At 63.3% G+C, this 21184-nt stretch carries 25 protein-coding genes and 1 pseudogene; 13 read left to right on the forward strand and 13 right to left on the reverse strand.

The window, feature by feature from the left end:
• Positions 1-162: 162 nt before the first annotated feature.
• From PF66_RS23175 to PF66_RS23190, 4 genes are all read right to left on the reverse strand, one after another.
• Complete coding sequence (locus PF66_RS23175; protein WP_010449788.1) at positions 163-354, reverse strand: PLDc N-terminal domain-containing protein; 192 nt, start codon at positions 352-354, stop codon at positions 163-165.
• Positions 355-430: 76 nt separating this feature from the next.
• The gene (locus PF66_RS23180; protein ID WP_054063925.1) at positions 431-961 is read right to left on the reverse strand and encodes a hypothetical protein; all 531 of its coding nucleotides are present in this window, start codon (positions 959-961) and stop codon (positions 431-433) included.
• Between the two features lie 93 nt (positions 962-1054).
• Positions 1055-1573 (reverse strand): ankyrin repeat domain-containing protein, encoded by a 519-nt coding sequence (locus PF66_RS23185; protein WP_054057774.1) that lies wholly within the window; start codon positions 1571-1573, stop codon positions 1055-1057.
• Between the two features lie 108 nt (positions 1574-1681).
• Positions 1682-3520 (reverse strand): long-chain-acyl-CoA synthetase, encoded by a 1839-nt coding sequence (locus PF66_RS23190; RefSeq protein ID WP_054063926.1) that lies wholly within the window; start codon positions 3518-3520, stop codon positions 1682-1684.
• Positions 3521-3899: 379 nt separating this feature from the next.
• Here PF66_RS23190 and PF66_RS23195 point away from each other — a divergent pair, with 379 nt between their 5' ends.
• Positions 3900-4172, forward strand: a complete 273-nt coding sequence (locus PF66_RS23195) for a DUF3509 domain-containing protein (protein ID WP_017906369.1) — start codon at positions 3900-3902, stop codon at positions 4170-4172.
• Positions 4173-4190: 18 nt separating this feature from the next.
• On the opposite strand, the pseudogene PF66_RS33740 reads toward PF66_RS23195, so the two are convergent.
• The 4 genes and pseudogenes from PF66_RS33740 to aroC all read right to left on the reverse strand — a co-directional run.
• Positions 4191-4370, reverse strand: a pseudogene (locus PF66_RS33740) (helix-turn-helix domain-containing protein); the annotation flags it as partial.
• 397 nt (positions 4371-4767) lie between these two features.
• Entirely contained in the window at positions 4768-5313 is a 546-nt protein-coding gene (locus tag PF66_RS23205) for an acireductone dioxygenase (RefSeq protein WP_054063927.1), read from the reverse strand.
• A 24-nt stretch (positions 5314-5337) separates the two neighbouring features.
• A complete protein-coding gene (locus PF66_RS23210) occupies positions 5338-6492 on the reverse strand; it encodes an MFS transporter (protein ID WP_054063928.1) in 1155 nt (384 codons plus the stop codon).
• On the reverse strand, positions 6492-7583 hold the full coding sequence (gene aroC, locus PF66_RS23215) for a chorismate synthase (protein ID WP_054057779.1): 1092 nt from the start codon (positions 7581-7583) through the stop codon (positions 6492-6494). The genes PF66_RS23210 and aroC overlap by 1 nt, the downstream gene beginning before the upstream one ends.
• A gap of 82 nt (positions 7584-7665) precedes the next feature.
• Here aroC and PF66_RS23220 point away from each other — a divergent pair, with 82 nt between their 5' ends.
• The gene (locus PF66_RS23220) at positions 7666-8667 is read left to right on the forward strand and encodes an alpha/beta hydrolase (protein WP_193394225.1); all 1002 of its coding nucleotides are present in this window, start codon (positions 7666-7668) and stop codon (positions 8665-8667) included.
• Between the two features lie 100 nt (positions 8668-8767).
• On the forward strand, positions 8768-9559 hold the full coding sequence (locus PF66_RS23225) for a hypothetical protein (RefSeq protein WP_054057781.1): 792 nt from the start codon (positions 8768-8770) through the stop codon (positions 9557-9559).
• A gap of 110 nt (positions 9560-9669) precedes the next feature.
• Here the strand turns inward: PF66_RS23225 and prmB are convergent, their stop codons facing one another.
• Positions 9670-10578, reverse strand: coding sequence for a 50S ribosomal protein L3 N(5)-glutamine methyltransferase (gene prmB, locus PF66_RS23230; protein ID WP_054063930.1), 909 nt, complete (start codon positions 10576-10578; stop codon positions 9670-9672).
• Positions 10579-10797: 219 nt separating this feature from the next.
• Here prmB and PF66_RS23235 point away from each other — a divergent pair, with 219 nt between their 5' ends.
• The 5 genes from PF66_RS23235 to PF66_RS23255 all read left to right on the forward strand — a co-directional run bounded on the left by PF66_RS23235 (position 10798) and on the right by PF66_RS23255 (position 13574).
• Positions 10798-11388, forward strand: a complete 591-nt coding sequence (locus tag PF66_RS23235) for a cysteine hydrolase family protein (protein WP_054057783.1) — start codon at positions 10798-10800, stop codon at positions 11386-11388.
• 132 nt (positions 11389-11520) lie between these two features.
• Positions 11521-11844: a hypothetical protein gene (locus tag PF66_RS23240; protein WP_054057784.1), complete on the forward strand. Its 324-nt coding sequence runs from the start codon at positions 11521-11523 to the stop codon at positions 11842-11844.
• 75 nt (positions 11845-11919) lie between these two features.
• On the forward strand, positions 11920-12477 hold the full coding sequence (locus tag PF66_RS23245; RefSeq protein WP_054063931.1) for a Smr/MutS family protein: 558 nt from the start codon (positions 11920-11922) through the stop codon (positions 12475-12477).
• A 78-nt stretch (positions 12478-12555) separates the two neighbouring features.
• Positions 12556-13101, forward strand: coding sequence for a GTP cyclohydrolase I FolE (folE, locus tag PF66_RS23250; RefSeq protein ID WP_010449813.1), 546 nt, complete (start codon positions 12556-12558; stop codon positions 13099-13101).
• Between the two features lie 101 nt (positions 13102-13202).
• Positions 13203-13574, forward strand: a complete 372-nt coding sequence (locus PF66_RS23255) for a glutathione S-transferase N-terminal domain-containing protein (RefSeq protein WP_054057786.1) — start codon at positions 13203-13205, stop codon at positions 13572-13574.
• Between the two features lie 59 nt (positions 13575-13633).
• Here the strand turns inward: PF66_RS23255 and PF66_RS23260 are convergent, their stop codons facing one another.
• The 3 genes from PF66_RS23260 to PF66_RS23270 form a co-directional block, all read right to left on the reverse strand.
• Positions 13634-14029 (reverse strand): lysozyme inhibitor LprI family protein, encoded by a 396-nt coding sequence (locus tag PF66_RS23260; RefSeq protein ID WP_054057787.1) that lies wholly within the window; start codon positions 14027-14029, stop codon positions 13634-13636.
• 107 nt (positions 14030-14136) lie between these two features.
• Positions 14137-14739 carry a glutathione S-transferase family protein gene (locus tag PF66_RS23265; RefSeq protein ID WP_054057788.1) on the reverse strand — a complete coding sequence of 201 codons (603 nt, stop codon included), beginning with the start codon at positions 14737-14739 and terminating at the stop codon, positions 14137-14139.
• A 10-nt stretch (positions 14740-14749) separates the two neighbouring features.
• The gene (locus tag PF66_RS23270) at positions 14750-15916 is read right to left on the reverse strand and encodes a PLP-dependent aminotransferase family protein (protein WP_054063932.1); all 1167 of its coding nucleotides are present in this window, start codon (positions 15914-15916) and stop codon (positions 14750-14752) included.
• Between the two features lie 83 nt (positions 15917-15999).
• Here PF66_RS23270 and PF66_RS23275 point away from each other — a divergent pair, with 83 nt between their 5' ends.
• The 3 genes from PF66_RS23275 (at position 16000) to PF66_RS23285 (ending at position 18803) form a co-directional block, all read left to right on the forward strand.
• Entirely contained in the window at positions 16000-16440 is a 441-nt protein-coding gene (locus tag PF66_RS23275; protein ID WP_054057790.1) for a MarR family winged helix-turn-helix transcriptional regulator, read from the forward strand.
• Between the two features lie 312 nt (positions 16441-16752).
• Positions 16753-18102, forward strand: a complete 1350-nt coding sequence (locus tag PF66_RS23280) for an NCS2 family permease (protein ID WP_054063933.1) — start codon at positions 16753-16755, stop codon at positions 18100-18102.
• 74 nt (positions 18103-18176) lie between these two features.
• Positions 18177-18803, forward strand: coding sequence for a LysE family translocator (locus tag PF66_RS23285; RefSeq protein ID WP_054063934.1), 627 nt, complete (start codon positions 18177-18179; stop codon positions 18801-18803).
• A gap of 113 nt (positions 18804-18916) precedes the next feature.
• On the opposite strand, the gene uraH is transcribed toward PF66_RS23285, so the two are convergent.
• The gene (gene uraH / locus PF66_RS23290; protein WP_054057793.1) at positions 18917-19270 is read right to left on the reverse strand and encodes a hydroxyisourate hydrolase; all 354 of its coding nucleotides are present in this window, start codon (positions 19268-19270) and stop codon (positions 18917-18919) included.
• Positions 19271-19678: 408 nt separating this feature from the next.
• Here uraH and puuE point away from each other — a divergent pair, with 408 nt between their 5' ends.
• Both puuE and uraD read left to right on the forward strand, forming a co-directional pair.
• The gene (puuE, locus tag PF66_RS23295; RefSeq protein ID WP_054057794.1) at positions 19679-20617 is read left to right on the forward strand and encodes an allantoinase PuuE; all 939 of its coding nucleotides are present in this window, start codon (positions 19679-19681) and stop codon (positions 20615-20617) included.
• A complete protein-coding gene (gene uraD, locus PF66_RS23300; RefSeq protein WP_054063935.1) occupies positions 20614-21129 on the forward strand; it encodes a 2-oxo-4-hydroxy-4-carboxy-5-ureidoimidazoline decarboxylase in 516 nt (171 codons plus the stop codon). The genes puuE and uraD overlap by 4 nt, the downstream gene beginning before the upstream one ends.
• Positions 21130-21184 lie beyond the last annotated feature (55 nt).

Here is a 21184-nt window from a genome sequence, read left to right on the forward strand (position 1 = left end):
CAACGGATTGCAGTATGAGAGAGCGCTAAATCAAGCGAAGGAATTGTCGTAGACGGAATGTGAAAATTTCGTTGGACGCATGTTTTGACACACAAAAAGGAACGGCCTGCCGAAACGCGCCGCGCCACTCCGGCAGGAAACGCCCGACCGCCACCCAGGCCGCTAGATCCGTACGTTGCCCCGTGGCCCCGCAATCGCCCAGATGATCAGCCCCAGTACCGGCAGCAGGGCGATCAGCAGTACCCAGAGGATTTTCATCCCGGTTTCGGCACCGCTTTTCAGGACGTTGAGAATGGCCCAGATATCCAGGGCCAGGATGATCAGGCCAACGAGGCCATTGAAGGTCGAACCCATGGTGCTGCTCCCGAATGATGAGGACTGGCACTAGTAGGATAGCCGGCCACGACCAGGGTTCCGTCCAATTCCCGCCTCAGACGTGCAGCGCGATCCGCAGGGCTTCCAGGGACGGTGCGGCGGCGATGCCGACCTGCTCGCACAACTCCAGCACCCGTGGCAGGTCACTACCGTAGACCAGCACCGCCTGCAGTTCATCATCCAGCAGTTGGCTGAAGTTCAGCAGCACGTAGCCCCCCATTTCCGGGTTCATGCTCGAAAGCTGGATCTGGATGCGGTTCAGTGCCGTCAGCGCCTCGACCTTGGCCAATTGCTTGGGCTTGATGTTGAACGGCACGTCCTTGCCGAAGGACGCGACGATCTGGGCAAACAGGTCCATGTAGGTGTCCGCCTGGAACAGCACGGTCTCCGGCAGGCTGCCGACCACGACCCACTCACCCAGGGGGATCGGGAAGCTGTCGTCGTAGTTGATATCCGGATTGGCCGCCAGGAAACCGGCCTCGTCCGCATAGGCCTGGGCGGCCTCGTCGGCGATCTGCAGGATCTCGGCTTCGCCCATGCAGCCGGAGCTGATTTTGGTGATGAGTTCGATAAGGGCGGTTTTCATGGAGACACTGCGACCTGGGGCTGTTCGGGGGCGCGAAGGATAGCGCAAATAACGGCGCCGCGCAGGTACAAGACCGGCACGACGCCGGCAAGCTCAGGCCTCCAGTTGCTGCAACTGCGCGGCCGTGTCCGTCGCGCCCATGGTCCGGGCCGCCGCCAGCGCCGTGACACCATTGGCATCCGTGGCCCGGGGGTCGGCTCCCTGGCTGAGCAGGTACTCGACGATCGCGGTGCGGTTGAACATCGCCGCCATCATCAAGGCCGTACGACCGTCCGCCGATGCGCCCTCGACCTGCGCGCCGCCTTCGATCAGCAGCCTGACCATCGGCAGGTCGCCCTTGAAGGCGGCTCCGGCAATCGGGCTCTGGCCGTTGGCATTGCGGATTTCCGGATCGGCCTTGTGTTCGAGCAGCACCCGCACCGCATCGACATGGCCATGGTAGCTGGCGAGCATCAGCAGGGTGTCACCCTTGTGGTTGCGCAGGTTGACCGGCAGGCCGCTGCTCAGCAGCGCGGCCAGCATGGCGGCATCGCCCTTGCGCGCCACGTCGAACACCTGTTCGGCAAATTCGGCGGCTTCTTCTTCGGTCATTTGTCGGGCTTGATCGGACATCTCGGAACTCCCTGTGGCTGAACGGGAAACGGCTCATCTATGGAGCCAGTTTCCCGACCTTGAGTTTCCCTGTCATGCCTTATTTTTCAAGCCCTTCCATAGCCAGAATCAATAACGGAACTTGCCGGCATGAATCTCTTCGTGAATCCGCCCGGTCACCTGCACATAGGTGTCGGAGCCCGGCAGCCAGGCGTAGATCGGATCGTCGCCGACCTTGCCGGGGTCGAAGGCCTCGTCCCGCAGCCGACCCTTCTGGTATTTGAAGGTGCCGGTGGTTTCCATCTTCAGCTTCACCCGCAGGAACAGCGGAATCGCATAGCTCGGCATCTGCTGGCGGGCGAAACTCAGCAACTCGGCGAAATCCAGGGTGGCCAGCGACTCGGCAGGCGTGATCGCGGCCATTCCCGCCCGGCCGTTGGTGTTGCTGATTTCCACCCCGTAGGCCACCACTTCGGCGATATGCGGGTGTTGCAGCAGGATATTCTCCACTTCGGTGGTGGACACGTTCTCGCCCTTCCAGCGGTAGGAGTCACCCAGGCGGTCGACGAACTGGGCATGCCCGAAACCGATGTCGCGCAGCAGGTCGCCGGTATTGAAATAGCGGTCGCCCTTTTCGAACACGTCGCACAGCACGACCTTCTGGGTCTTGGCCGATTCGGTGTAGCCGTCCAGCGGCGCCTTGTCGTCGATCCGCGCCAGCAGCAGGCCCTGGCCACCCTTGGGCACCTTGCGCATGAAACCGTCGGCGTCGCGCAGCGGTGTTCCGCAATCCGGGGCGTATTCCACCAGGGCCCAGGACATCAGGGAAAAGCCGATGGTGTTGTTGAAGTTGAGCGCGTTGGTGAAACCGATGTTGCCATCGCTGGCGGCATAGAATTCGCTGATGTGGTCGATGTCGAAACGCTGCTTGAACTCCCGCCAGACGCTCGGGCGCAGACCGTTGCCGATCATCTTCACCACCTTGTTGTGCTTGTCCGCGGCGCTGGGCGGCTGGTCCAGCAGATAGCGGCACAACTCGCCCACGTAACCCAGGGTGGTGGCGTTGAAACGCCGTGCCTCGTCCCAGAACTGGCTGGCGCTGAACTTGCGCCGGAAGGCGAACCCCGACGCCCCGGCAATCGCCGAGCCCCAGCACACGCACAGGCCCGTGGCGTGATACAGCGGCAGGGTGCAATAGAGGACATCCTGCGGCCCCATGTCGAGGGCGATAAGGCCGAAGCTGGCGTAGGTCTTCATCCAGCGACCATGACGGAAGATCCCGGCCTTGGGCAGACCAGTGGTGCCGGAGGTATAGATATAGAAACAGGGGTCATCACAGAAGACCTGCTGGCTGCTGGCCGGGTTCGCCTGGTCCTGGCCGAGGCTGGCGCTCATCAGGTTGATCCAGCCCGCGGGCGCTTCACCCGGATCGGCATCGGTGTCCTGATCCGCCACGAAGTAGTGCCGGGCCGGGTCGATCGCCACCTGCTCGCGCACGGCCGAATAGGCCCCGAGCAGTTCCGCCCCGACGACCATCGCCACCGGCGACACCAGCGTGATGCTGTGGACCAGCGCCCCCTGGGTCTGGGAGGTGTTGAGCATCGCGCAGACCCCGCCCACCTTGGCCACCGCCAGGATCGTCACCAGCAACTCGATGCGGTTCTCGATCAGCACGCCAATCACATCGCCCTTGCCGATGCCCTGAGCGATCAGGTAATGGGCTATGCGGTTGGCCCACTGGTTGGTCTGCTGATAAGTCAGGGAACGGTTGCCATAGAGCAGCGCCGCTCCCGAAGGATTGCGAGCCACCGCCTGTTCGAAACTCCAGGCGAGCCCGCAGGGCTGGTCGGGGGCTTTCACCTTGGACAGCTTGAGCCCGCGGATGACACGCGGCAGCGCCTTGGCAACGGTGGGAAGCTTGCGGAGCATCATGCCCCAGGTGATCACGTCATCGGTTTGAACGTTCATGGGTCACATCCTGTCTTTTATTATTATCGAGCGAACGTCGTCCGGGCCGACAACCTCGCCCACCGTCCTTGTTGCAGCCCCGGGATTCGCAGCGTCGCCGGGGGCCCGCCTCGAATCGAAAATACGGCAACCCTGGCGAAGCTGTACACGAAGGTTTTGCAAAGTTTTGTATCCTCGCGCCCGTCAGGGGCGGCATTGGCCGGCGCTGGGCAAAATGCAGGATGCACGACGGCGGATCTTGCATTTTGCACGACACCACAAAACCAATATAATCATAACTTATTGATTTTAAAGGGATTTATAAAAACGGAATACTGGCACAATCACTGCACCTCTCACTCCATCCCTAGTCATTCACTAGCTGACGGAGTCGATCGACATGGACCTGATCCAGGAAAAATTCTCTTCTGTATTCTCCAACTACGAAGTCACCACCCAGCCACGCCCTGACGGTGGCGTGCTGCTCACGCTGCGTGACCGCGACGGCAAGCAGATGAAACGCTCAATCTCCTACGCCCAGCTGCACACCGCGGAACAGCTGACCTGGGTGATCAGCGCGATTCGCCGCGACCTCGCCGGCCAGCCCAGCGAACTGCCGGCCATTTCCCTGCTGCAAAGCCAGAACCGTTTTGCCCTGCCCTCCTATCATTGAGCCCGCGCGGCAGGTGAGCTAGACGAGGCCGCGATGGACGGCCTCGCCAACGGCGTGGGCACGGTTGCTCACCCCCAGCTTGTGATAGATGTTGCGTAGATGAAACTTCACCGTGGCTTCGGACACGTTGCGGATCACGCTGATTTCCCACACCGTCTTGCCCGCCTTGGCCCACTTGAGCACTTCCAGTTCCTTCTCGCTCAGGGTCGGGGCCTTGGCGAGGCGATTGCGGCGATTTTTCTTCAGAGCCGGCAATAGCACCACCTGAACAACATCCTGTTTAAGCGGGTCCCTCGACTCCTTGATATCGGCCGGTCGAGGCCGGGCCATCTGCGCGACGCCCGCCGCCGATAGAGTGGGAATGCTCATGTCTGTTCCTCCCTGTGACTTTCAACAGTTCGCACAGTTGTTGCCCGAACAACCGCCGAAAACAGAGAGTTACACAGAAGTGGGAATTAACAACCGACCACAAACATAAACAGGGATGGCCGACATTTCATTAGGCAGCATCCTACAAATTGAAACATTCACTTCCGACTCAAGTTTTAATCACTCAAGCCGTGTGGCGACTGTTTAATGTCGGCGCTCCAGACCTTCAGTCGTCCAGGCGGGGAAAACGCCCGGCGATATCGTCCTCGACCGGGCTGGCAACCCGCCCCTCAGTCTTGTCGAACAGCCGGACCGCCACGCAACGCGGCTCCTCGCCCAGGTCGAACCAGTACGACGTACCGGCCGCAATGGTGATCAGATCGTTCCTTTCGCACAGCACCGCATAAACATAATCACCAATATGCAGGCTGAGCAGCCCGCGCCCGCCAAGGAACCACCGCACCTCATTGGCCTGCTGGCGCTGCTCACGCAACAGCTGCGCACAGCGCTCGAGCTTCTGCGGGTGACTGTTGTCGAGGCTGATGACCTCGACCGCGACACTGCCGTGCTCGCTCATCAGGGGATCGAGCTGGGCCCGACAGGCTTCGAGCACGTCTTCCTCAGGGGTGCCGGGGCGAATCGGCGTAGCGACGGACAAACGCTCGAAGCGAACGCCCTGCTCCGCCAGGGTCGCAGTGATATCGTCGACGTGGGTCAGGACCTTGTTCGCAAGTTCCGGGCTGCTGACGGGGTAAACGGACAGAATGCTCATGGCTTCTATTTCCTCGGGAAAGGCTCAGGGCCGATCCTCTTGCATGCGGGTGGCAATGATAATCGCGGCGGCCAGGACCGCCAGGCTGGCGATACTGAAAGTCAGGGTCGGCCCCAGGGCATTCCAGCTGTAGCCGGCATACAACGCGCCCAGTGCCCCGCCGGTGCCGGACAGTGCGGCGTAGAGCGCCTGGCCCTGCCCCTGCTGGCGCGAGCCGAAACTGCGCTGGACAAAATGAATGGCCGAGGCGTGGAAGCTGCCGAACGTGGCCGCGTGCAACAACTGGGCGAACAGCAGCACCCCCAGGTGTTCGGCGAAGGAGCCCAGCAGCAGCCAGCGCAAGGCCGCCAGGAGAAAGCTCGCCAGCAGCACCCGGCGCACGGAAAACCGCGCGAGAATCCGGCTCATGCCGAGGAACATCAGCACTTCGGCCACCACCCCCAGGGCCCAGAGCATGCCGATCAGCCCGCGGCTGTAGCCGAGGTTTTCCAGGTGCAGGGTCAGGAAGGTGTAGTAGGGACCGTGGCTCAGTTGCATCAACGCGACGCATAGGTAGAAGGCCAGCACGCCCGGGCTGCGCAACTGGCCGAGAAAGCCCTCGCCCGCGGGCCGGCTTTCATGGCCGGCCGGTTGCGCATTGGGCACCCAGGCGGTGCTCAGGGTGATGCCGGCCATGATCGCCACGATCGTCAGCGGATAGATATCCAGGCTCAACCATTCGAACAGGCGCCCGAGCAGCACCACGGCCAGGATGAAACCGATCGAGCCCCACAGGCGGATCTGGCTGTAGCGCCCGGGCTGGCCCTGCAGGTGCGCCAGGGTGATGACCTCGAACTGCGGCAGCACGGCGTGCCAGAAGAACGCGTGCAAGGCCATCACCAGCGCCAGCCAGGCGTAGCTCTTGTCGAGGAAGATCAGCGAGAACGCCAGCAGCGTACAGGCCGCGCCGCAGCGCACGATCAGCAGGCGCCGGCCGGTGTAGTCGCCCAGCCAGCCCCAGATGTTCGGCGCCACGCAGCGCATCAGCATCGGAATGGCCACCAGCTCGCCAATCCGCGCCGGGGCGAACCCCAGATGATGGAAATACAGCGCCAGGTACGGCGCCGTGGCGCCGAGCAGGGCGAAGTAGAACAGGTAGAAACCGGACAGCCGCCAGTAAGGGAGCGGCGCTCCCGACATTACAGCTGGCCCAGCACCGGGGTGCTGACACGCACATCCGCATTCTGCGCGCGATGACGCAGCAGGTGATCCATCAGCACGATCGCCATCATCGCTTCGGCGATCGGCGTGGCACGGATACCGACGCACGGGTCGTGACGGCCCTTGGTGATCACGTCCACCGGGTTGCCGTGAATGTCGATGGAACGACCCGGCGTGGTGATGCTGGACGTCGGCTTGAGCGCCAGGTGCGCAACGATCGGCTGGCCGGAGGAAATGCCGCCGAGAATGCCGCCGGCGTTGTTGCTGAGGAAACCTTCGGGGGTCAGTTCGTCGCGGTGTTCGGTCCCACGCTGGGCGACGCTGGCGAAACCGGCGCCGATTTCCACCCCCTTGACCGCGTTGATGCTCATCAGCGCATGGGCCAGTTCGGCATCCAGGCGGTCGAAGATCGGCTCGCCGAGGCCGGGCATCACCCCTTCGGCCACCACGGTGATCTTCGCGCCGACCGAGTCCTGGTCGCGGCGCAACTGGTCCATATAGGCCTCCAGCTCCGGCACCTTGTCCGGATCGGGGCTGAAGAAGGCATTCTGCTCGACCGAGTCCCAGGTCTTGAACGGAATCTCGATCGGGCCCAGTTGGCTCATGTAGCCACGGACGACGATGCCCCGGCTGGCCAGGAACTTCTTGGCGATGGCACCGGCAGCCACGCGCATGGCGGTTTCCCGGGCGGAACTGCGGCCGCCGCCGCGGTAGTCGCGTTCACCGTACTTGTGGTGGTAGGTGTAGTCGGCGTGGGCCGGGCGGAACAGGTCCTTGATCGCCGAGTAGTCCTTGGACTTCTGATCGGTGTTGCGGATCAGCAGGCCGATGGCGCAGCCGGTGGTCCGTCCTTCGAAGACCCCGGAAAGGATCTCCACCTCGTCGGGCTCCTGGCGCTGGGTGGTGTGCCGGCTGGTGCCGGGCTTGCGCCGATCGAGGTCGCGCTGCAGGTCTTCCAGCGACAGCTCCAGGCCGGGCGGGCAGCCATCGACAATGGCGACCAACGCCGGACCATGGCTTTCGCCAGCGGTGGTGACAGTGAACAGCTTGCCGTAGGTATTGCCGGACATGCAGGGCGCTCCGCGAATCAGATCTAGATAACCGAGCGGCCCAGTATACGCAGGCTGACCGACGAGTTCATCCTCGAACCTTATCGACGGTTGCGAGTCCAACCGGCACCTTGTCCATGATGGCCCGATGATGCTGCGTATTCTGCTCCTGACCTTGACCCTCTTCAGCGGCCTTGCCCAGGCCGGTGTCGTCCTGCAACGGCCGATCGAACTCGATACCGGCACCGGTGAACTGTTCGGCTCGCTGCTGCTGCCCAAGTCCGACCGGCCGGTACCGGTGGTGTTGATCGTCGCCGGCTCCGGGCCCACCGACCGTGATGGCAACAATCCCGATGGTGGACGCAACGACAGCCTCAAGCGCCTGGCCTGGATGCTGGCCCGCCACGGTATCGCCAGCGTGCGCTACGACAAGCGTGGCGTCGCGGCCAGCCTGGCGGCCACGCCCAATGAGCGCAACCTGAGCGTGCAGGCCTATGTCGCCGACACCGTGGCCTGGGGCGAGAAGCTCAAGGCCGATCCACGCCTGGGGCAGTTGATCCTGCTCGGCCACAGCGAGGGCGCGCTGATCGCCACGCTCGCCGCGCCGAAGCTGGCGGCCGCCGGGGTCATTTCCGTGTCGGGCAGCGGTCGCCCGGTCGACCAGGTACTGCGCCAGCAACTGGCCAGGCGCCTGCCACCGGCGCTGATGCTGCGCAGCAACGAACTGCTCGACAGCCTCAAGGCCGGACACCCGGACGCCAATATCCCGCAGCCGCTGGAGCCGATCTTTCGCCCCAGCGTCCAGCCCTACCTGATCAGCCTGTTCCGCCAGGACCCGGCGGCGGCATTCAGCCACCTGACGATGCCGGCCCTGATCGTCCAGGGGCGCAACGACATCCAGGTCAGCGTCGACGACGCCAAGGCGCTGCAGGCGGCCAAGCCGGATGCGCAACTGGCGATCATCGACGGCATGAACCACATCCTGCGCATCGTGCCCGACGATATCCGGCAGCAGTTGGCCTCCTACAATAACCCGCAGTTGCCGCTGGCCGCCGGCCTTGAAAAGCCGATTACCGGCTTTATCGACGGACTTGCTCGCCATTGAGATGATTTTTGCCCTCCAGTCCTGGCAGAACCGGCCGATAAGGGCATTGCCGGTATCGATATTGTGACTGGCAAGCTGGACACGGACAGGATCTCGCCGAATGACAGAAACTCAAGCGTCACCCGAAAGCAACGCCGAAGCCGTCGAACCCGCGCCGGTGGAACTGCCGTGGGCCGATGTGCAACCCGAGCACTTCAAGATGCTGCGCCTGGCCCCCCTGGCCACCGACCGCAACACCGGCGGACGGCCGCTGCGCTTTGTCCAGTTCGGCTACGCCGAGCGCAACGGCAAGGAACGCAGCCTGTTGCGCATGAGCATCCAGTTGCCGGCGCAAAAGGTGCGCAAGGAACAGAACCAGCTCGACATGTGGGTCGACCACACCACCAAACGCGTGCACTTCGGGCCCGAGGGCGGCCTGCAGGTGGAACCGTGGAACCGTGGAATCGGACGCTTCCTGGTGGCCCAGGCGGCGATCTGGGCGCAGAAGAAATGGTCGCACTACCGCATCGACGGCGCCCCCCTGCAGAACAAGGACGCGCTGAACGAAGACACCCGCCTGCGCCGCGACCACTTCCTGCGGGTCCAGGGTTTCGACGTGGTCTACGCCGACCCGCAGCACCTCAAGGGCAGCTACAAGGACATGCAGGTTGGCGAACTGCTGGCCCAGTGGAACACCGAGAAAGTGCAGTTCGTGGAGATTCTCGAAGCCTCGCAGATGCTCCAGCAGGCCGAGCAGAATCTGCAGGAGCAGGAAGTGAAACTGCGCCAGCAGGAAGAACGGGTCAGCAAGCTCAAGCGTGAAGACAGCGGGCTGCGCTTCACCATCACCTGCCTGGTGGCCTTCGCGGTGTTCCAGGCCGGGCTGCTGATCTGGATCGCCACCCACCGCTAGCCAGGTGGATATCCCCCAGCCAGTTGGCTCCCACAAGTGCTCGCGCCGCGCATGAATCCTGCGAACAACGCTGACACTGAGGGAGCAGGGTTCATCCGCGAACGGGCAACCTAGATCTTCGAGGCGAACAGCGCCTGGTGCTCGCGGCACTGCTGCGCCGTCAGCATGAACACCCCGTGCCCGCCACGCTCGAAGTCCAGCCAGGCAAAGTCCACCTGCGGATACAAGGCCTCGACATGCACCTGGCTGTTGCCCACCTCGACGATCAGCAGCCCCTTCTCGGTCAGATGGTCCGCCGCTTCGGCGAGCATCCGCCGCACCAGGTTCAAGCCGTCGTCACCACAGGCCAGGCCCAGTTCCGGCTCATGGTGGTACTCCGCCGGCATGTCGGCGAAATCCTCGGCATCGACATACGGCGGGTTCGAGACGATCAGGTCGAAACGCTGGCCCGGCAAGCCGTCGAAACCATCGCCCTGAACCGTGAACACCCGCTCGTCGACGCCATGGCGCTCGATGTTGCGGTTGGCCACTTCCAGCGCGTCGAAGGACAGGTCCGCCAGCACCACTTCGGCCTGCTCGAACTCATAGGCACAGGCAATCCCGATGCAACCCGAGCCGGTGCACAGGTCGAGGATGCGGGCCGGCTCCGCACCCAGCCAGGGGGCGAAGCGGTTCTCGATCAGTTCGCCGATCGGCGAGCGCGGGATCAGCACCCGCTCGTCAACGATGAACGGCAGGCCGCAGAACCAGGCTTCGCCCAGCAGATAGGCGGTCGGCACGCGATCCTCGATCCGACGCTTGAGCAGGTGCTGCAGATGTGTCAGTTCCTCGTCCTCCAGGCGGCAGTCGAGGTAGCTGTCGGCGATTTCCCAGGGCAGGTGCAAGGCGCCCAGCACCAGTTGCCGAGCCTCGTCCCAGGCATTGTCGGTACCATGACCGAAAAACAGCTCCGCACCGTGAAAACGGCTGACAGCCCAACGGATATGGTCGCGCAGGGTGCGCAGGCGGGAAGTGATCACGGGTAGACTCCTGAAAAAACGACGGGCAATTCTAACAGCCAAACGGACGCCGGGTGGAAACCCGGCAAAAAGACCTCGGCGCGGACCTTTCCGACCGTCGGCGCTCACCTCTTGACATGGCTGCAGGCCAGTAACCACGGCGCTTGCGTCGGTAGCGATTCACATAAACGCTCAGCCGGAGGACAATGGGTAAAAGCCCCACGCACAGGAGCCCCTCGAATGTCCGTTCCAAAGACGATGTTTCAACTCAGTGGCCGAGGTTATGCGGCAGCCAACCTGAGCCACGCCACCCTGTTGATCATCGACGCCCAGAAAGAATATCTGAGCGGTCCGCTCGCGTTGTCCGGCATGGCGCAAGCCGTCGACAACATCAAGCAACTGGTCGCTGCGGCCCGCGCGGCCGGCCGGCCGATCGTGCACATCCGCCACCTGGGTACCGTCGGCGGCCTGTTCGATCCACAGGGCGAACGCGGCGAGTTCATTCCCGGCCTGGAACCCCAGGGCGACGAAACGCTGATCGGCAAGCTGCTGCCCAGCGCCTTCCATGGCACCGGCCTGGAAAAGCACCTGCAGGACCTCGGCTCGCTGGACCTGATCGTCTGCGGCTTCATGAGCCACTCCAGCGTCAGCACCACCGTGCGCGCCGCCAAGAACCTGGGCTTTCGCTGCACCCTGGTGGAAGACGCCTGCGCCACCCGCGACCTGCCCCACAAGGGCGAGATCATCAGCGCGGCCCAGGTTCAGCGCACCGAAATGGCAATCATGGCCGACAATTTCGCCACCCTGGCACTGACCAGAGACCTAATCTGAGCCCGTCGGGATGGGCGCTCCAGGCGATCGCCCATCCCTTGGCGCCGCACTCATTTTCCGATTTCCCCTTCACGTCCGGAACAAGCCGACCATCTCCCGGTCGAACGGCCGATAATCAAAGAGGAAATCGGAATGAAGATATCCGATGATGGATTCGACGCCCGCCGGCTGCGCCCCAAGGGCGAAAGCAACTGGCGTTCGCGTCTGTGCGCCGGTTTCGCGGCGCTGTTGGCGACTTTCGGCGTATTGCTGGCCATGGCCGGCACCGCCAGCCTGCTGGGGCACGCCCCGGCCATGGGCGAGCTGAACACCAACCCCGGCGCCTCGGCGGCGATCCTGGTGGCGGGCCTGCTGGTGCTGTACGTCGGCGTCTGGCTGTGGCGGCGCTGCCGTCGGCGCAGACGCCGTGGCCAGGCGCTGAACATGGCCCCGCACCTGATGAAAAGGCACGACTGATCCCGACCTTCGAGGAATCGCCTGTGACGTGAAGCCCGGCACTTGGGTAAACTGGCGGTTCCTGCGGAGACTGACATGCAAGACGACGATTTTTCCCTGTTTCAAAGCGAGATCCGCGGCGTAAAGCCGATCAAGCACGATCGTGCCGATACCGGCAAACCCAGGTCCGACCGCGCTCAACTGGCCAAGCTGCGCCAGGCGGCAACCTTGCGCAGCGAAGTCGCCACGGTGGACGGCCTGTCCGACCAGTTCGTGATCGACGTCGGCCCCGAAGACGAGCTGTACTGGTCCCGCGACGGCGTGCAGGAAAGCCAGATGCGCAAGCTCAAGGCTGGGCAGATCCCCTTCGAAGGCAGCCTCGACCTGCATGGCATGACCGTGGAAAAGGCCCGGGAAACCCTCTGGGCGTTCCTCGCCGAAGCGACCAGATTCGAGATCCGCTGCGTGCGCGTCACCCACGGCAAGGCCGTGCGCCTGGACGGCAAGCGCCCGATGATCAAGAGCCACGTCAACACCTGGCTGCGCCAGCACGCCCAGGTGCTCGGTTTCACCTCCTGCCAGGCCCGGCACGGCGGGGCCGGAGCGGTGTATGTGATGCTCAAGCGGACGATGATGGAAGGCCGCGACGAGTAACCGGACTGTCATCGAATTTGCAGGCGGCTGCCAGCCGCCGTATCCTTGGCCTTTGCGTAAACTCCCACAGGTAGATTCATGTCCCTGGAACAGAATTACACGGCGATCCTCGGTCAACTCGGCGAGGACGTCTCCCGCGAGGGTTTGCTCGACACGCCCAAGCGTGCCGCCAAAGCCATGCAGTACCTTTGCCGCGGTTATCAACAGACCCTGGAAGAAGTCACCAACGGTGCCCTGTTCAGCTCCGATAACAGCGAAATGGTGCTGGTCAAGGACATCGAGCTCTACTCGCTGTGCGAACACCACCTGCTGCCCTTCATCGGCAAGGCCCACGTGGCCTACATTCCGAGCGGCAAGGTGCTGGGCCTGTCGAAGGTTGCGCGGATCGTCGACATGTACGCCCGCCGCCTGCAGATCCAGGAGAACCTCAGCCGCCAGATCGCCGATGCGGTCCAGCAGGTCACCGGCGCCCTGGGCGTTGCCGTGGTGATCGAGGCCAAGCACATGTGCATGATGATGCGCGGTGTCGAGAAGCAGAACTCGTCGATGATCACCTCGGTGATGCTCGGCGAATTCCGCGAGAATGCAGCGACCCGCAGCGAATTCCTCGCCCTGATCAAGTAACACCGGGCGACCTGAAGAAACCGGCGTTCATCGCCGGTTTTTTTCGCCTGGGGAAAATCAGGTAAGCTGCCTGCCTCCTCCACCGCCCACGAGGCTATCGCGTGTTAGTCAAAGCCCTTCGAGTCGGCCTGGGCCAACTCATCATCCTCATCGACTTCCTCACCCGCCCGCGCAAGCAGCAACGCAGCGCCGAGAACCAGGCCAAGGTCGACGCCGCCGCCAAAGGCCTGACCCTGTATCAATTCCATGCCTGCCCGTTCTGCGTGAAGACCCGCCGTACCCTGCACCGCCTGAACGTGCCGGTGGCCCTGCGCGATGCGAAGAACAACGAACAGGACCGCCAGACCCTGCTCGAACAGGGTGGCAGGATCAAGGTGCCGTGCCTGCGTATCGAGGAAAACGGCCAGACCACCTGGATGTACGAATCCAAGGTGATCATCGACTACCTGGACAAGCGTTTCGCCGCGGCCTGAAAAGGCCGCGTCAGAACTTCGGCACCTGCAGGAACCTGTTCGCGGCGGTCACACCCTTTTCAGTTGGGGCACTGATCGTATTCGCCGCGGCACTCGGTATAGGCCTTCAACTGCGCGGCACGCTGGCGGGTCAGCTCGGTTCGGCACTGCAGGTCGCGCATCGGCCACATCGAGCCGCCCTCCTCCGGCTTGCCGACCCGATACCGGCAGTCGGCATCGCGCAAGGCCAGCCACTTGCGCTGGGCATCCCTGAGCGCCTCCTTGCCGGCCGGGCCTTTCAGATAGTCCATCTGCGCCTTGTAGTACCGGTTCAGGTCGTCGTCGGCCCGCTTGAATGCCTGGGCCGCGCAGGTATTCATCGACGCCTGGCTGGCATCACAACCGTCAGCCGCCTGGGCGACAGCGGCCAGGCCCGACAGGGCGAACGTCAGGAAGGCTGCAAGCGGATATTTCATGGATGTCCCCATGTCGGTGGATAGGCCCTTGAGTTTGCGCCAGGCCCTCGCCGCCGGCAAAAGAAAACCGGCCCTGGGGCCGGTTCAAGTGTTTGCAGACTTTTCGCTCAATCCAGCATACCGACATGCCGGGGATGGCTCGCCACCCGCTGCAGCCAGGCCTGGATCGCCGGGTAGATGCTCAGGTCGAAGCCGCCCTGGTGCGCGACGTGGGTGTAGGCGTACAGCGCGATATCGGCGATCGAGTAGTGCTCGCCGACCAGGTAAGGGGTCTGCTGCAACTGCTTCTCCATGACCTTCAGGGCCTTGTGCCCGCGCTTCTGCAACTTGAGGTACTCCTCGCGCCGCTCTTCGGGCAAACCCAGGTAGAACTCGATGAAACGCGCCACCGCGATGTAGGGCTCATGGCTGTACTGCTCGAAAAACTGCCATTGCAGCACCTGGGTACGCAGGCGCGGCTCGCTCGGCAGGAACTCGCTGCCGTCGGCCAGGAAGTTGAGGATGGCATTGGATTCCCACAGGCAGGTGCCGTCCTCCAACTCCAGCACCGGCACCTTGCCATTGGGGTTCTTCGCCAGGAATTCCGCCGTCTCGGTGTCGCCCTTGAGAATATCCACCGGGTGCCAACGGTACTCCTGACCCAGCAGATGCAGCATCAACTTGATCTTGTAGCAGTTGCCCGACTGGTAATCCCCGTAAACCTTGTACATGGCCCTCCCCTTAAGCCGCTCTTGCGGCCTGTGCATGACGTACGACAGCAGCCAGTCGGCCCAGACCTTCGTCCAGGCGCTCCGGCGCGATATGGCTGAAATTCAGACGCAGATTACCCGGATTACGCTCCGGTTCGGCAAAAAAAGGCTCGCCAGGCATGAACGCGACATCCCGGGCCAGGGCGGCATCGAGCAGGGTCCGGGTGTCCAGCGGATGCTTGAGGGTCAACCAGAAGAACAGCCCGCCCTGGGGCACCTGCCAGTCGGCCAGGTCGGCGAAATGCCGCTGCAGGGCCTCGGCGAACGCATCCCGGCGGGTCCGGTAGAAACTGCGCAACGCCTGCAGGTGCTGGCGATATTTTTCCGTGCCGATCCACTGCAGCGCCTGCCACTGCCCGACGCGGTTGGTATGCAGGTCCGCCGACTGCTTGAGCTTGAGCAGGTGCGGGAACAGGTCGGGACTGGCGATCAGGTAGCCAACCCGCAGGCCGGGGGCCAGGGTCTTGGAGACCGTGCCGGTGTAGATCCAGCTGGCCTTCTTCAGACCGGCGACGATCGGCACGGCATCGACCCCGTCGTAGCTGAGTTCACGATAGGGTTCGTCCTCGATCAGGGTCACGCCGAACTCGTCCAGCAACGCCGCAACACCGGCGCGCTTGGCCTCGCTGTAGCAGACGCCGGACGGATTCTGGAAGGTCGGGATCAGGTAGACGAACGCCGGCCGGTGTCGCTCCAGGCGGGCGCGCAACTGCTGCAGGTCGGGTCCGTCCGATTCCTGGGGAATGCTCAGGCAGTCGGCCCCGAACAACTGGAAGATCTGCAGGGCCGCCAGGTAGGTCGGCCCTTCCAGCAGGATCTCGGTGCCCTTGTCGATGTGCAGCTTGGCGGCCAGGTCGAGGGCCTGCTGGGAACCGCCGAGCACCAGCACCTGGCTGGCCTGGCAGTCGACACCCAGGGCCCGCGCCTGGGCCGCCAGCACTTCACGCAGGGCCGGCTCGCCCTCGCTCATGCCGTACTGGCCCATGGCCCGCGGCATGCCCTCCCACTCCAGCGTCGGCAGCATCGCCTCGGCCGGCAGCCCACCGGCAAACGACATCACCTCGGGACGCTGGGCGGCAGCGAGGATTTCACGAATCAGCGAGCTTTTAAGACGCGTAACACGTTCGGAGAAGGCCATGACAGGTCACCGGTAGCGGAGTGAAAGGAAAATACGTCAAACTGCTTGACCGAAATTACGACGCCACGGACCAATACGTCAATATGCTTGACCTTAAAAATTCCAACACCCAACAGGACGCCATGGAGGCGTTTTTCTTCGGCTACCAGGCATTCACCGCCAAGGCCGACGAAATGCTCGAACGGCGTGGCCTGAGCCGGGTGCATCAGCGGATCGTGTTTTTCATCGGACGTTATCCGGACCTCAGCGTCAAGGAACTGCTCGATCGCCTGGGCGTCAGCAAGCAGGCGCTGAACATGCCGTTGCGCCAGTTGACCGAGATGGGACTGGTGCAAGGCGTCGCCTCACCGACGGACAAGCGCAAACGCCTGCTCTGCCTGACCCCCGACGGGACCAGCCTGGAAGAGTCGTTGCGCCGCGAGCAGGTCAAGCTGTTGCAGAAGGCCTTCGCCCAGGCGGGCGAGGCGGCGGTGGATGGCTGGATGGCGGTCAATCGGGCGTTGGGTGACAGCCGCCAGGCCTGACCACGCCGAGCGCTTCGCGGCAAGCCCGCTCCCACAGCCTTTGTAGCGGCTGTGTGGGCTTGCCCGCGAAGCCATCAGCCCTCTCAAGACCCATCTGCCCCTGCCGACCAGCAGCCCATATAGCCCGCCCCGCCGAAATATCGCACACACCGTCAAAAACATTATTTGCTTTCTTTGTATACAAAAGCATAATCCGCTTCGTGTAAGTTCCTGACCTTTCGGTCAACAAATCCGCGCTCCCTCAAGGAGCCGCTGCCCACCATGACGTGTCCGGCCCTGGAAATAACAATAAAACCCTGAGGAGTAATCGCTGTGGAAAGCCGCAAATCCGAAGCACCCACGCTGGATCTCTCGCCGCCTTCGAGCACCGGCCTGCTGGAGCGCCTGTTCAGGCTCAGGCTGCATGGCACCACGGTCAGGACCGAACTGATTGCCGGGGTGACCACCTTCATCACCATGGCCTACATCATCTTCGTCAACCCCAACCTCATGGCCGATGCCGGCATCGACCATGGCGCCGCCTTCGTCGCCACCTGCATCGCCGCCGCCCTCGGCTGCCTGCTGATGGGGCTCTACGCCAACTGGCCGGTGGGCCTGGCGCCCGGCATGGGGCTCAACGCCTTCTTCACCTACACCGTGGTCGGCACCATGGGCTATCACTGGGAGACCGCCCTCGGCGCGGTGTTCATTTCCGGCGTGCTGTTCATGGCCCTGACCCTGTCCCGGGTCCGCGAATGGCTGCTCAACAGCATCCCGGTCAGCCTGCGCCATGCCATGGGCGCCGGGGTCGGGCTGTTCCTCGGGCTCATCGGCCTGAAGACCGCCGGGATCGTCGTCGCGAGCCCTGCCACCCTGGTCCGGCTCGGCGCCCTGCATGAGCCCGGCCCGCTGCTGGCCGCCATGTGTTTCCTGATGATCGCGATCCTCAGCTACCACCGGGTATTCGGCGCCATCCTGATCAGCATCATCAGTGTCACCCTGATCGGCTGGGGCCTGGGCCTGGTCGAGTACCACGGGGTGTTCTCCACCCCGCCCAGCCTGGCGCCGACCTGGATGGCCATGGACCTGGCGGGCGTCTTCAACGTCAGCATGATCAGCGTGGTCCTGGCCTTTCTCTTCGTGCACATGTTCGACACCGCCGGAACCCTGATGGGCGTCGCCCAGCGCGCCAACCTGGTCAACGCCGACGGCCGCATCGAGAACCTGTCGCGGGCGATGAAGGCCGACAGCGTATCCAGCGTATTCGGTGCGGTGGTCGGCGTGCCACCGGTCACCAGCTACGTGGAAAGTGCTGCCGGCGTTGCAACGGGTGGTCGGACTGGTCTGACCGCTGTTACTGTAGGCATACTGTTCGTGGCCGCGATGTTCTTCGCGCCGCTGGCTGGCATGATCCCTGCCTACGCGACCGCAGGTGCACTGATTTACGTGGCGATGCTGATGATGGGCAGCCTGGCGCATATCGCCTGGGAAGAAGCGACGGAGAGCATTCCGGCGATCGTCACCGCGATCATGATGCCGCTGACCTTCTCGGTCGCCGACGGGATCGCCCTGGGCTTCATCACCTACGTGGCGTTGAAGGCGGGAACCGGCAAGTTCAGGGACATTTCCGTCAGTCTGTGGGTCCTGTGCGTCATTTTCATCGCCAAGTTCATCTTCCTGTAGGAGAAGACTGGCGTAGCCGGCAACCAAACAACCGGCCCCATTGCGATGGGGCCCTTGCATGAGGAAGAAACCTGATGAGCCTGGAAACCTGGTTGTTGTTCAGCGGAGCCGCCCTGGTGGTGATCCTCATTCCCGGGCCGCTGTCGCTGCTGATGATCAGCAACAGCCTGAACTATGGATTGCGCCGTTCGTACCCGGCCTTCCTGGGCGGCGTCAGCGCCTCGATCTGCCTGCTCAGCGCCTCGGCCCTGGGCCTGGGGGCCGTGTTGCTGGCCTCGGAGCAACTGTTCAGCACACTGAAGGTCGTCGGCGCACTGTACCTGTTCTACCTCGCCTGGCAGAGCTGGCAGCAGTCGCGCCAGCCGGCACGGGCGGCGAACGTGCCCGAAGCTGCACCTGTGCCGCGCTTTCGTGCCCTGTTTGGGCGCGCTTTCGTGCTGGGGGCGAGCAACCCCAAGGACATCCTGTTCTTCGCCGCCTTCCTGCCGCAGTTCCTCAAGGCCGACCAGCCGTTCCTCGGCCAGTTGCTGGTGATGATCGCCACCTGGACCGTGCTCGACCTGCTGTGCAAGCTGACCTACGGCCTGGGCGCCCACGGCGCGGCGAAATACCTGCGTAGTGGCAAGGGGCAGAGCTGGTTCAATCGGGTCAGTGCCGGGTTGTTCAGTGGGGCGGGGGCGGCTTCGCTGTTGAGCCGGTAGAGCGCATGACGCGAAAGGGCCCGAAAATCCCACACAACAACCGGGCAAAAAAAGCCCGCAGTGTGGGCGGGCAAGAGGAACCGAAGAAGTGGTTGCGCAGTTCTTGAGGGGATCTAACTTCCTCTATAGGTCGAATAGCTGTAGGGCGAGATCAGCAAGGGAACGTGGTAGTGCTCCTGCTCGGCACTGATGCCGAAACGCAGCACCACCACATCGAGAAAGGCCGGCTCCGGCAGCGTCACGCCGCGGGCCCGATAGTAGTCACCGGCATGAAATTGCAACTGATAGACCCCGGAACGGTAGTCATCGCCCTGCAGCAGCGGTGTATCGCAGCGGCCGTCGCCGTTGGTCACGGCCCTGGCGACCAGCTCCAGCACGGTGCCTTCGACCCGATACAGCTCGACCTGGATCGAGCTGCCGGGGCAGCCATGCGCGGCATCCAAAACATGCGTAGTCAAACGTCCCATTGCTTCTGCGTACCCGCCCGCCTGCGGCAGACCGGGTCTCGCGCCTCCCGGAGTCAGTGGATGAAGGAGATGCCGGACCGGCGGGGAAAGCCCCGGAGATACGGCAATGAAATGATTAAGACACTTTTACGAAAAATTGTACACAATAAATTTCACGCTTTTCCGGGTTTCCATCCGTCGGCATGAATCTTGACAGAAGCCCAGTGAGTAGCCGACCTTGAATCCATTAGCTGACCGATCAGACAGGTTTTCAGTGACGAACGGAACAGGTAGGATCAGCAGCATCTGGAAAAAAACGGGCTTACAAACCGGCGATAAAGTTGTATACAATCAATTCATCGCCGTGACGCCACCCGACCAGAACGGGACGCCACGCAACCGTCACCACGAACAAGAAGGAAGACTGCAGTGAGCGCTGACTACCCACGCGACCTGATCGGTTACGGCAGTAACCCTCCTCACCCCCGCTGGCCGGGCAATGCCCGTATCGCCTTGTCCTTCGTGCTCAACTACGAGGAAGGCGGCGAGCGCAACATCCTGCACGGCGACAAGGAGTCCGAGGCGTTCCTGTCGGAGATGGTCGCGGCGCAACCCCTGCAGGGCCAGCGCAACATGAGCATGGAATCGCTCTACGAGTATGGCAGTCGCGCCGGGGTCTGGCGGATTCTCAAGCTGTTCAGGCAACTCGACATCCCGCTGACCATCTTCGCCGTGGCCATGGCCGCCCAGCGCCACCCGGATGTCATCCGCGCCATGGTCGAGGCCGGTCACGAGATCTGCAGCCACGGCTACCGCTGGATCGACTACCAGTACATGGACGAGGCGCAGGAGCGCGAGCACCTGCACGAAGCCATCCGCATCCTCACCGAAATCACCGGCGAACGCCCGCTGGGCTGGTACACCGGCCGCACCGGCCCCAACACCCGTCGCCTGGTGATGGAGGAAGGCGGCTTCCTCTACGACTCGGACACCTACGACGACGACCTGCCCTACTGGGAACCGAACAACCCGACCGGCAAGCCGCACCTGGTGATTCCCTACACCCTCGACACCAACGACATGCGCTTCACCCAGGTGCAGGGCTTCAACCAGGGCGACGACTTCTACCAGTACCTCAAGGACGCCTTCGACGTGCTCTACGCCGAGGGTGCCGAGGCGCCGAAGATGCTCTCCATCGGCCTGCACTGCCGGCTGATCGGGCGCCCGGCGCGCCTGGCCGCGCTGCAGCGTTTCCTCGACTACGTGAAGGGCTTCGACCAGGTCTGGTTCGCCCGTCGGGTGGACATCGCCCGCCACTGGCACGCTAACCACCCCTACCAGCCCGCCTATCAGGAGCCGGCGCAATGAGCGCGTTCCAGACCCTCAAGCCGTCGACCCTGGACCGCGCGGCCTTCGTCGCGGCCTTCGCCGACATCTACGAACACTCGCCATGGGTAGCCGAAAGGGCCTTCGACCTGGGCCAGGACGCGACGCTCGACCAGATCGAGACCCTGCACCAGCGCATGAGCGACATCCTGTTGAGCGCCGATCATGCCAGCCAGCTGGCCCTGATCAACGCCCACCCGGACCTGGCCGGCAAGGCCGCGATCCAGGGCCAACTGACCACCGCCAGCACTCACGAACAGGCCGGTGCCGGTATTCACCAATGCACGGCCGAAGAGTTCCAGCGCTTCACCGAGCTGAACGAGGCCTACAAGGCCAAGTTCAGGTTTCCCTTCATCATGGCGGTAAAAGGCAGCAACCGGCATCAGATCCTTGCCGCGTTCGAAACGCGTATCCACAACCCGGTGGACACCGAGTTCCAGTGCGCGCTGGCCGAGATCAACAAGATCGCCCTGTTCCGATTACTGACCCTATAGCGCGCCACGCCCCGGCGCCGAGGAGGCCCGGGGTCCGGCGAACATCCCCAGCCAC

Source organism: Pseudomonas asplenii, from assembly GCF_001293465.1.
Classification (GTDB): domain Bacteria; phylum Pseudomonadota; class Gammaproteobacteria; order Pseudomonadales; family Pseudomonadaceae; genus Aquipseudomonas; species Aquipseudomonas fuscovaginae_B.

Bases quoted from the DNA above. Each gene is read 5' to 3' on its own strand.
- PF66_RS23175 (WP_010449788.1), bottom strand. From the start codon at position 354: ATGGGTTCGACCTTCAATGGCCTCGTTGGCCTGATCATCCTGGCCCTG.
- PF66_RS23180 (WP_054063925.1), bottom strand. From the start codon at position 961: ATGAAAACCGCCCTTATCGAACTCATCACCAAAATCAGCTCCGGCTGC.
- PF66_RS23185 (WP_054057774.1), bottom strand. From the start codon at position 1,573: ATGTCCGATCAAGCCCGACAAATGACCGAAGAAGAAGCCGCCGAATTT.
- PF66_RS23190 (WP_054063926.1), bottom strand. From the start codon at position 3,520: ATGAACGTTCAAACCGATGACGTGATCACCTGGGGCATGATGCTCCGC.
- PF66_RS23195 (WP_017906369.1), top strand. From the start codon at position 3,900: ATGGACCTGATCCAGGAAAAATTCTCTTCTGTATTCTCCAACTACGAA.
- PF66_RS23205 (WP_054063927.1), bottom strand. From the start codon at position 5,313: ATGAGCATTCTGTCCGTTTACCCCGTCAGCAGCCCGGAACTTGCGAAC.
- PF66_RS23210 (WP_054063928.1), bottom strand. From the start codon at position 6,492: ATGTCGGGAGCGCCGCTCCCTTACTGGCGGCTGTCCGGTTTCTACCTG.
- aroC (WP_054057779.1), bottom strand. From the start codon at position 7,583: ATGTCCGGCAATACCTACGGCAAGCTGTTCACTGTCACCACCGCTGGC.
- PF66_RS23225 (WP_054057781.1), top strand. From the start codon at position 8,768: ATGACAGAAACTCAAGCGTCACCCGAAAGCAACGCCGAAGCCGTCGAA.
- PF66_RS23235 (WP_054057783.1), top strand. From the start codon at position 10,798: ATGTCCGTTCCAAAGACGATGTTTCAACTCAGTGGCCGAGGTTATGCG.
- PF66_RS23240 (WP_054057784.1), top strand. From the start codon at position 11,521: ATGAAGATATCCGATGATGGATTCGACGCCCGCCGGCTGCGCCCCAAG.
- PF66_RS23245 (WP_054063931.1), top strand. From the start codon at position 11,920: ATGCAAGACGACGATTTTTCCCTGTTTCAAAGCGAGATCCGCGGCGTA.
- folE (WP_010449813.1), top strand. From the start codon at position 12,556: ATGTCCCTGGAACAGAATTACACGGCGATCCTCGGTCAACTCGGCGAG.
- PF66_RS23260 (WP_054057787.1), bottom strand. From the start codon at position 14,029: ATGAAATATCCGCTTGCAGCCTTCCTGACGTTCGCCCTGTCGGGCCTG.
- PF66_RS23265 (WP_054057788.1), bottom strand. From the start codon at position 14,739: ATGTACAAGGTTTACGGGGATTACCAGTCGGGCAACTGCTACAAGATC.
- PF66_RS23270 (WP_054063932.1), bottom strand. From the start codon at position 15,916: ATGGCCTTCTCCGAACGTGTTACGCGTCTTAAAAGCTCGCTGATTCGT.
- PF66_RS23275 (WP_054057790.1), top strand. From the start codon at position 16,000: ATGCTTGACCTTAAAAATTCCAACACCCAACAGGACGCCATGGAGGCG.
- PF66_RS23285 (WP_054063934.1), top strand. From the start codon at position 18,177: ATGAGCCTGGAAACCTGGTTGTTGTTCAGCGGAGCCGCCCTGGTGGTG.
- uraH (WP_054057793.1), bottom strand. From the start codon at position 19,270: ATGGGACGTTTGACTACGCATGTTTTGGATGCCGCGCATGGCTGCCCC.
- uraD (WP_054063935.1), top strand. From the start codon at position 20,614: ATGAGCGCGTTCCAGACCCTCAAGCCGTCGACCCTGGACCGCGCGGCC.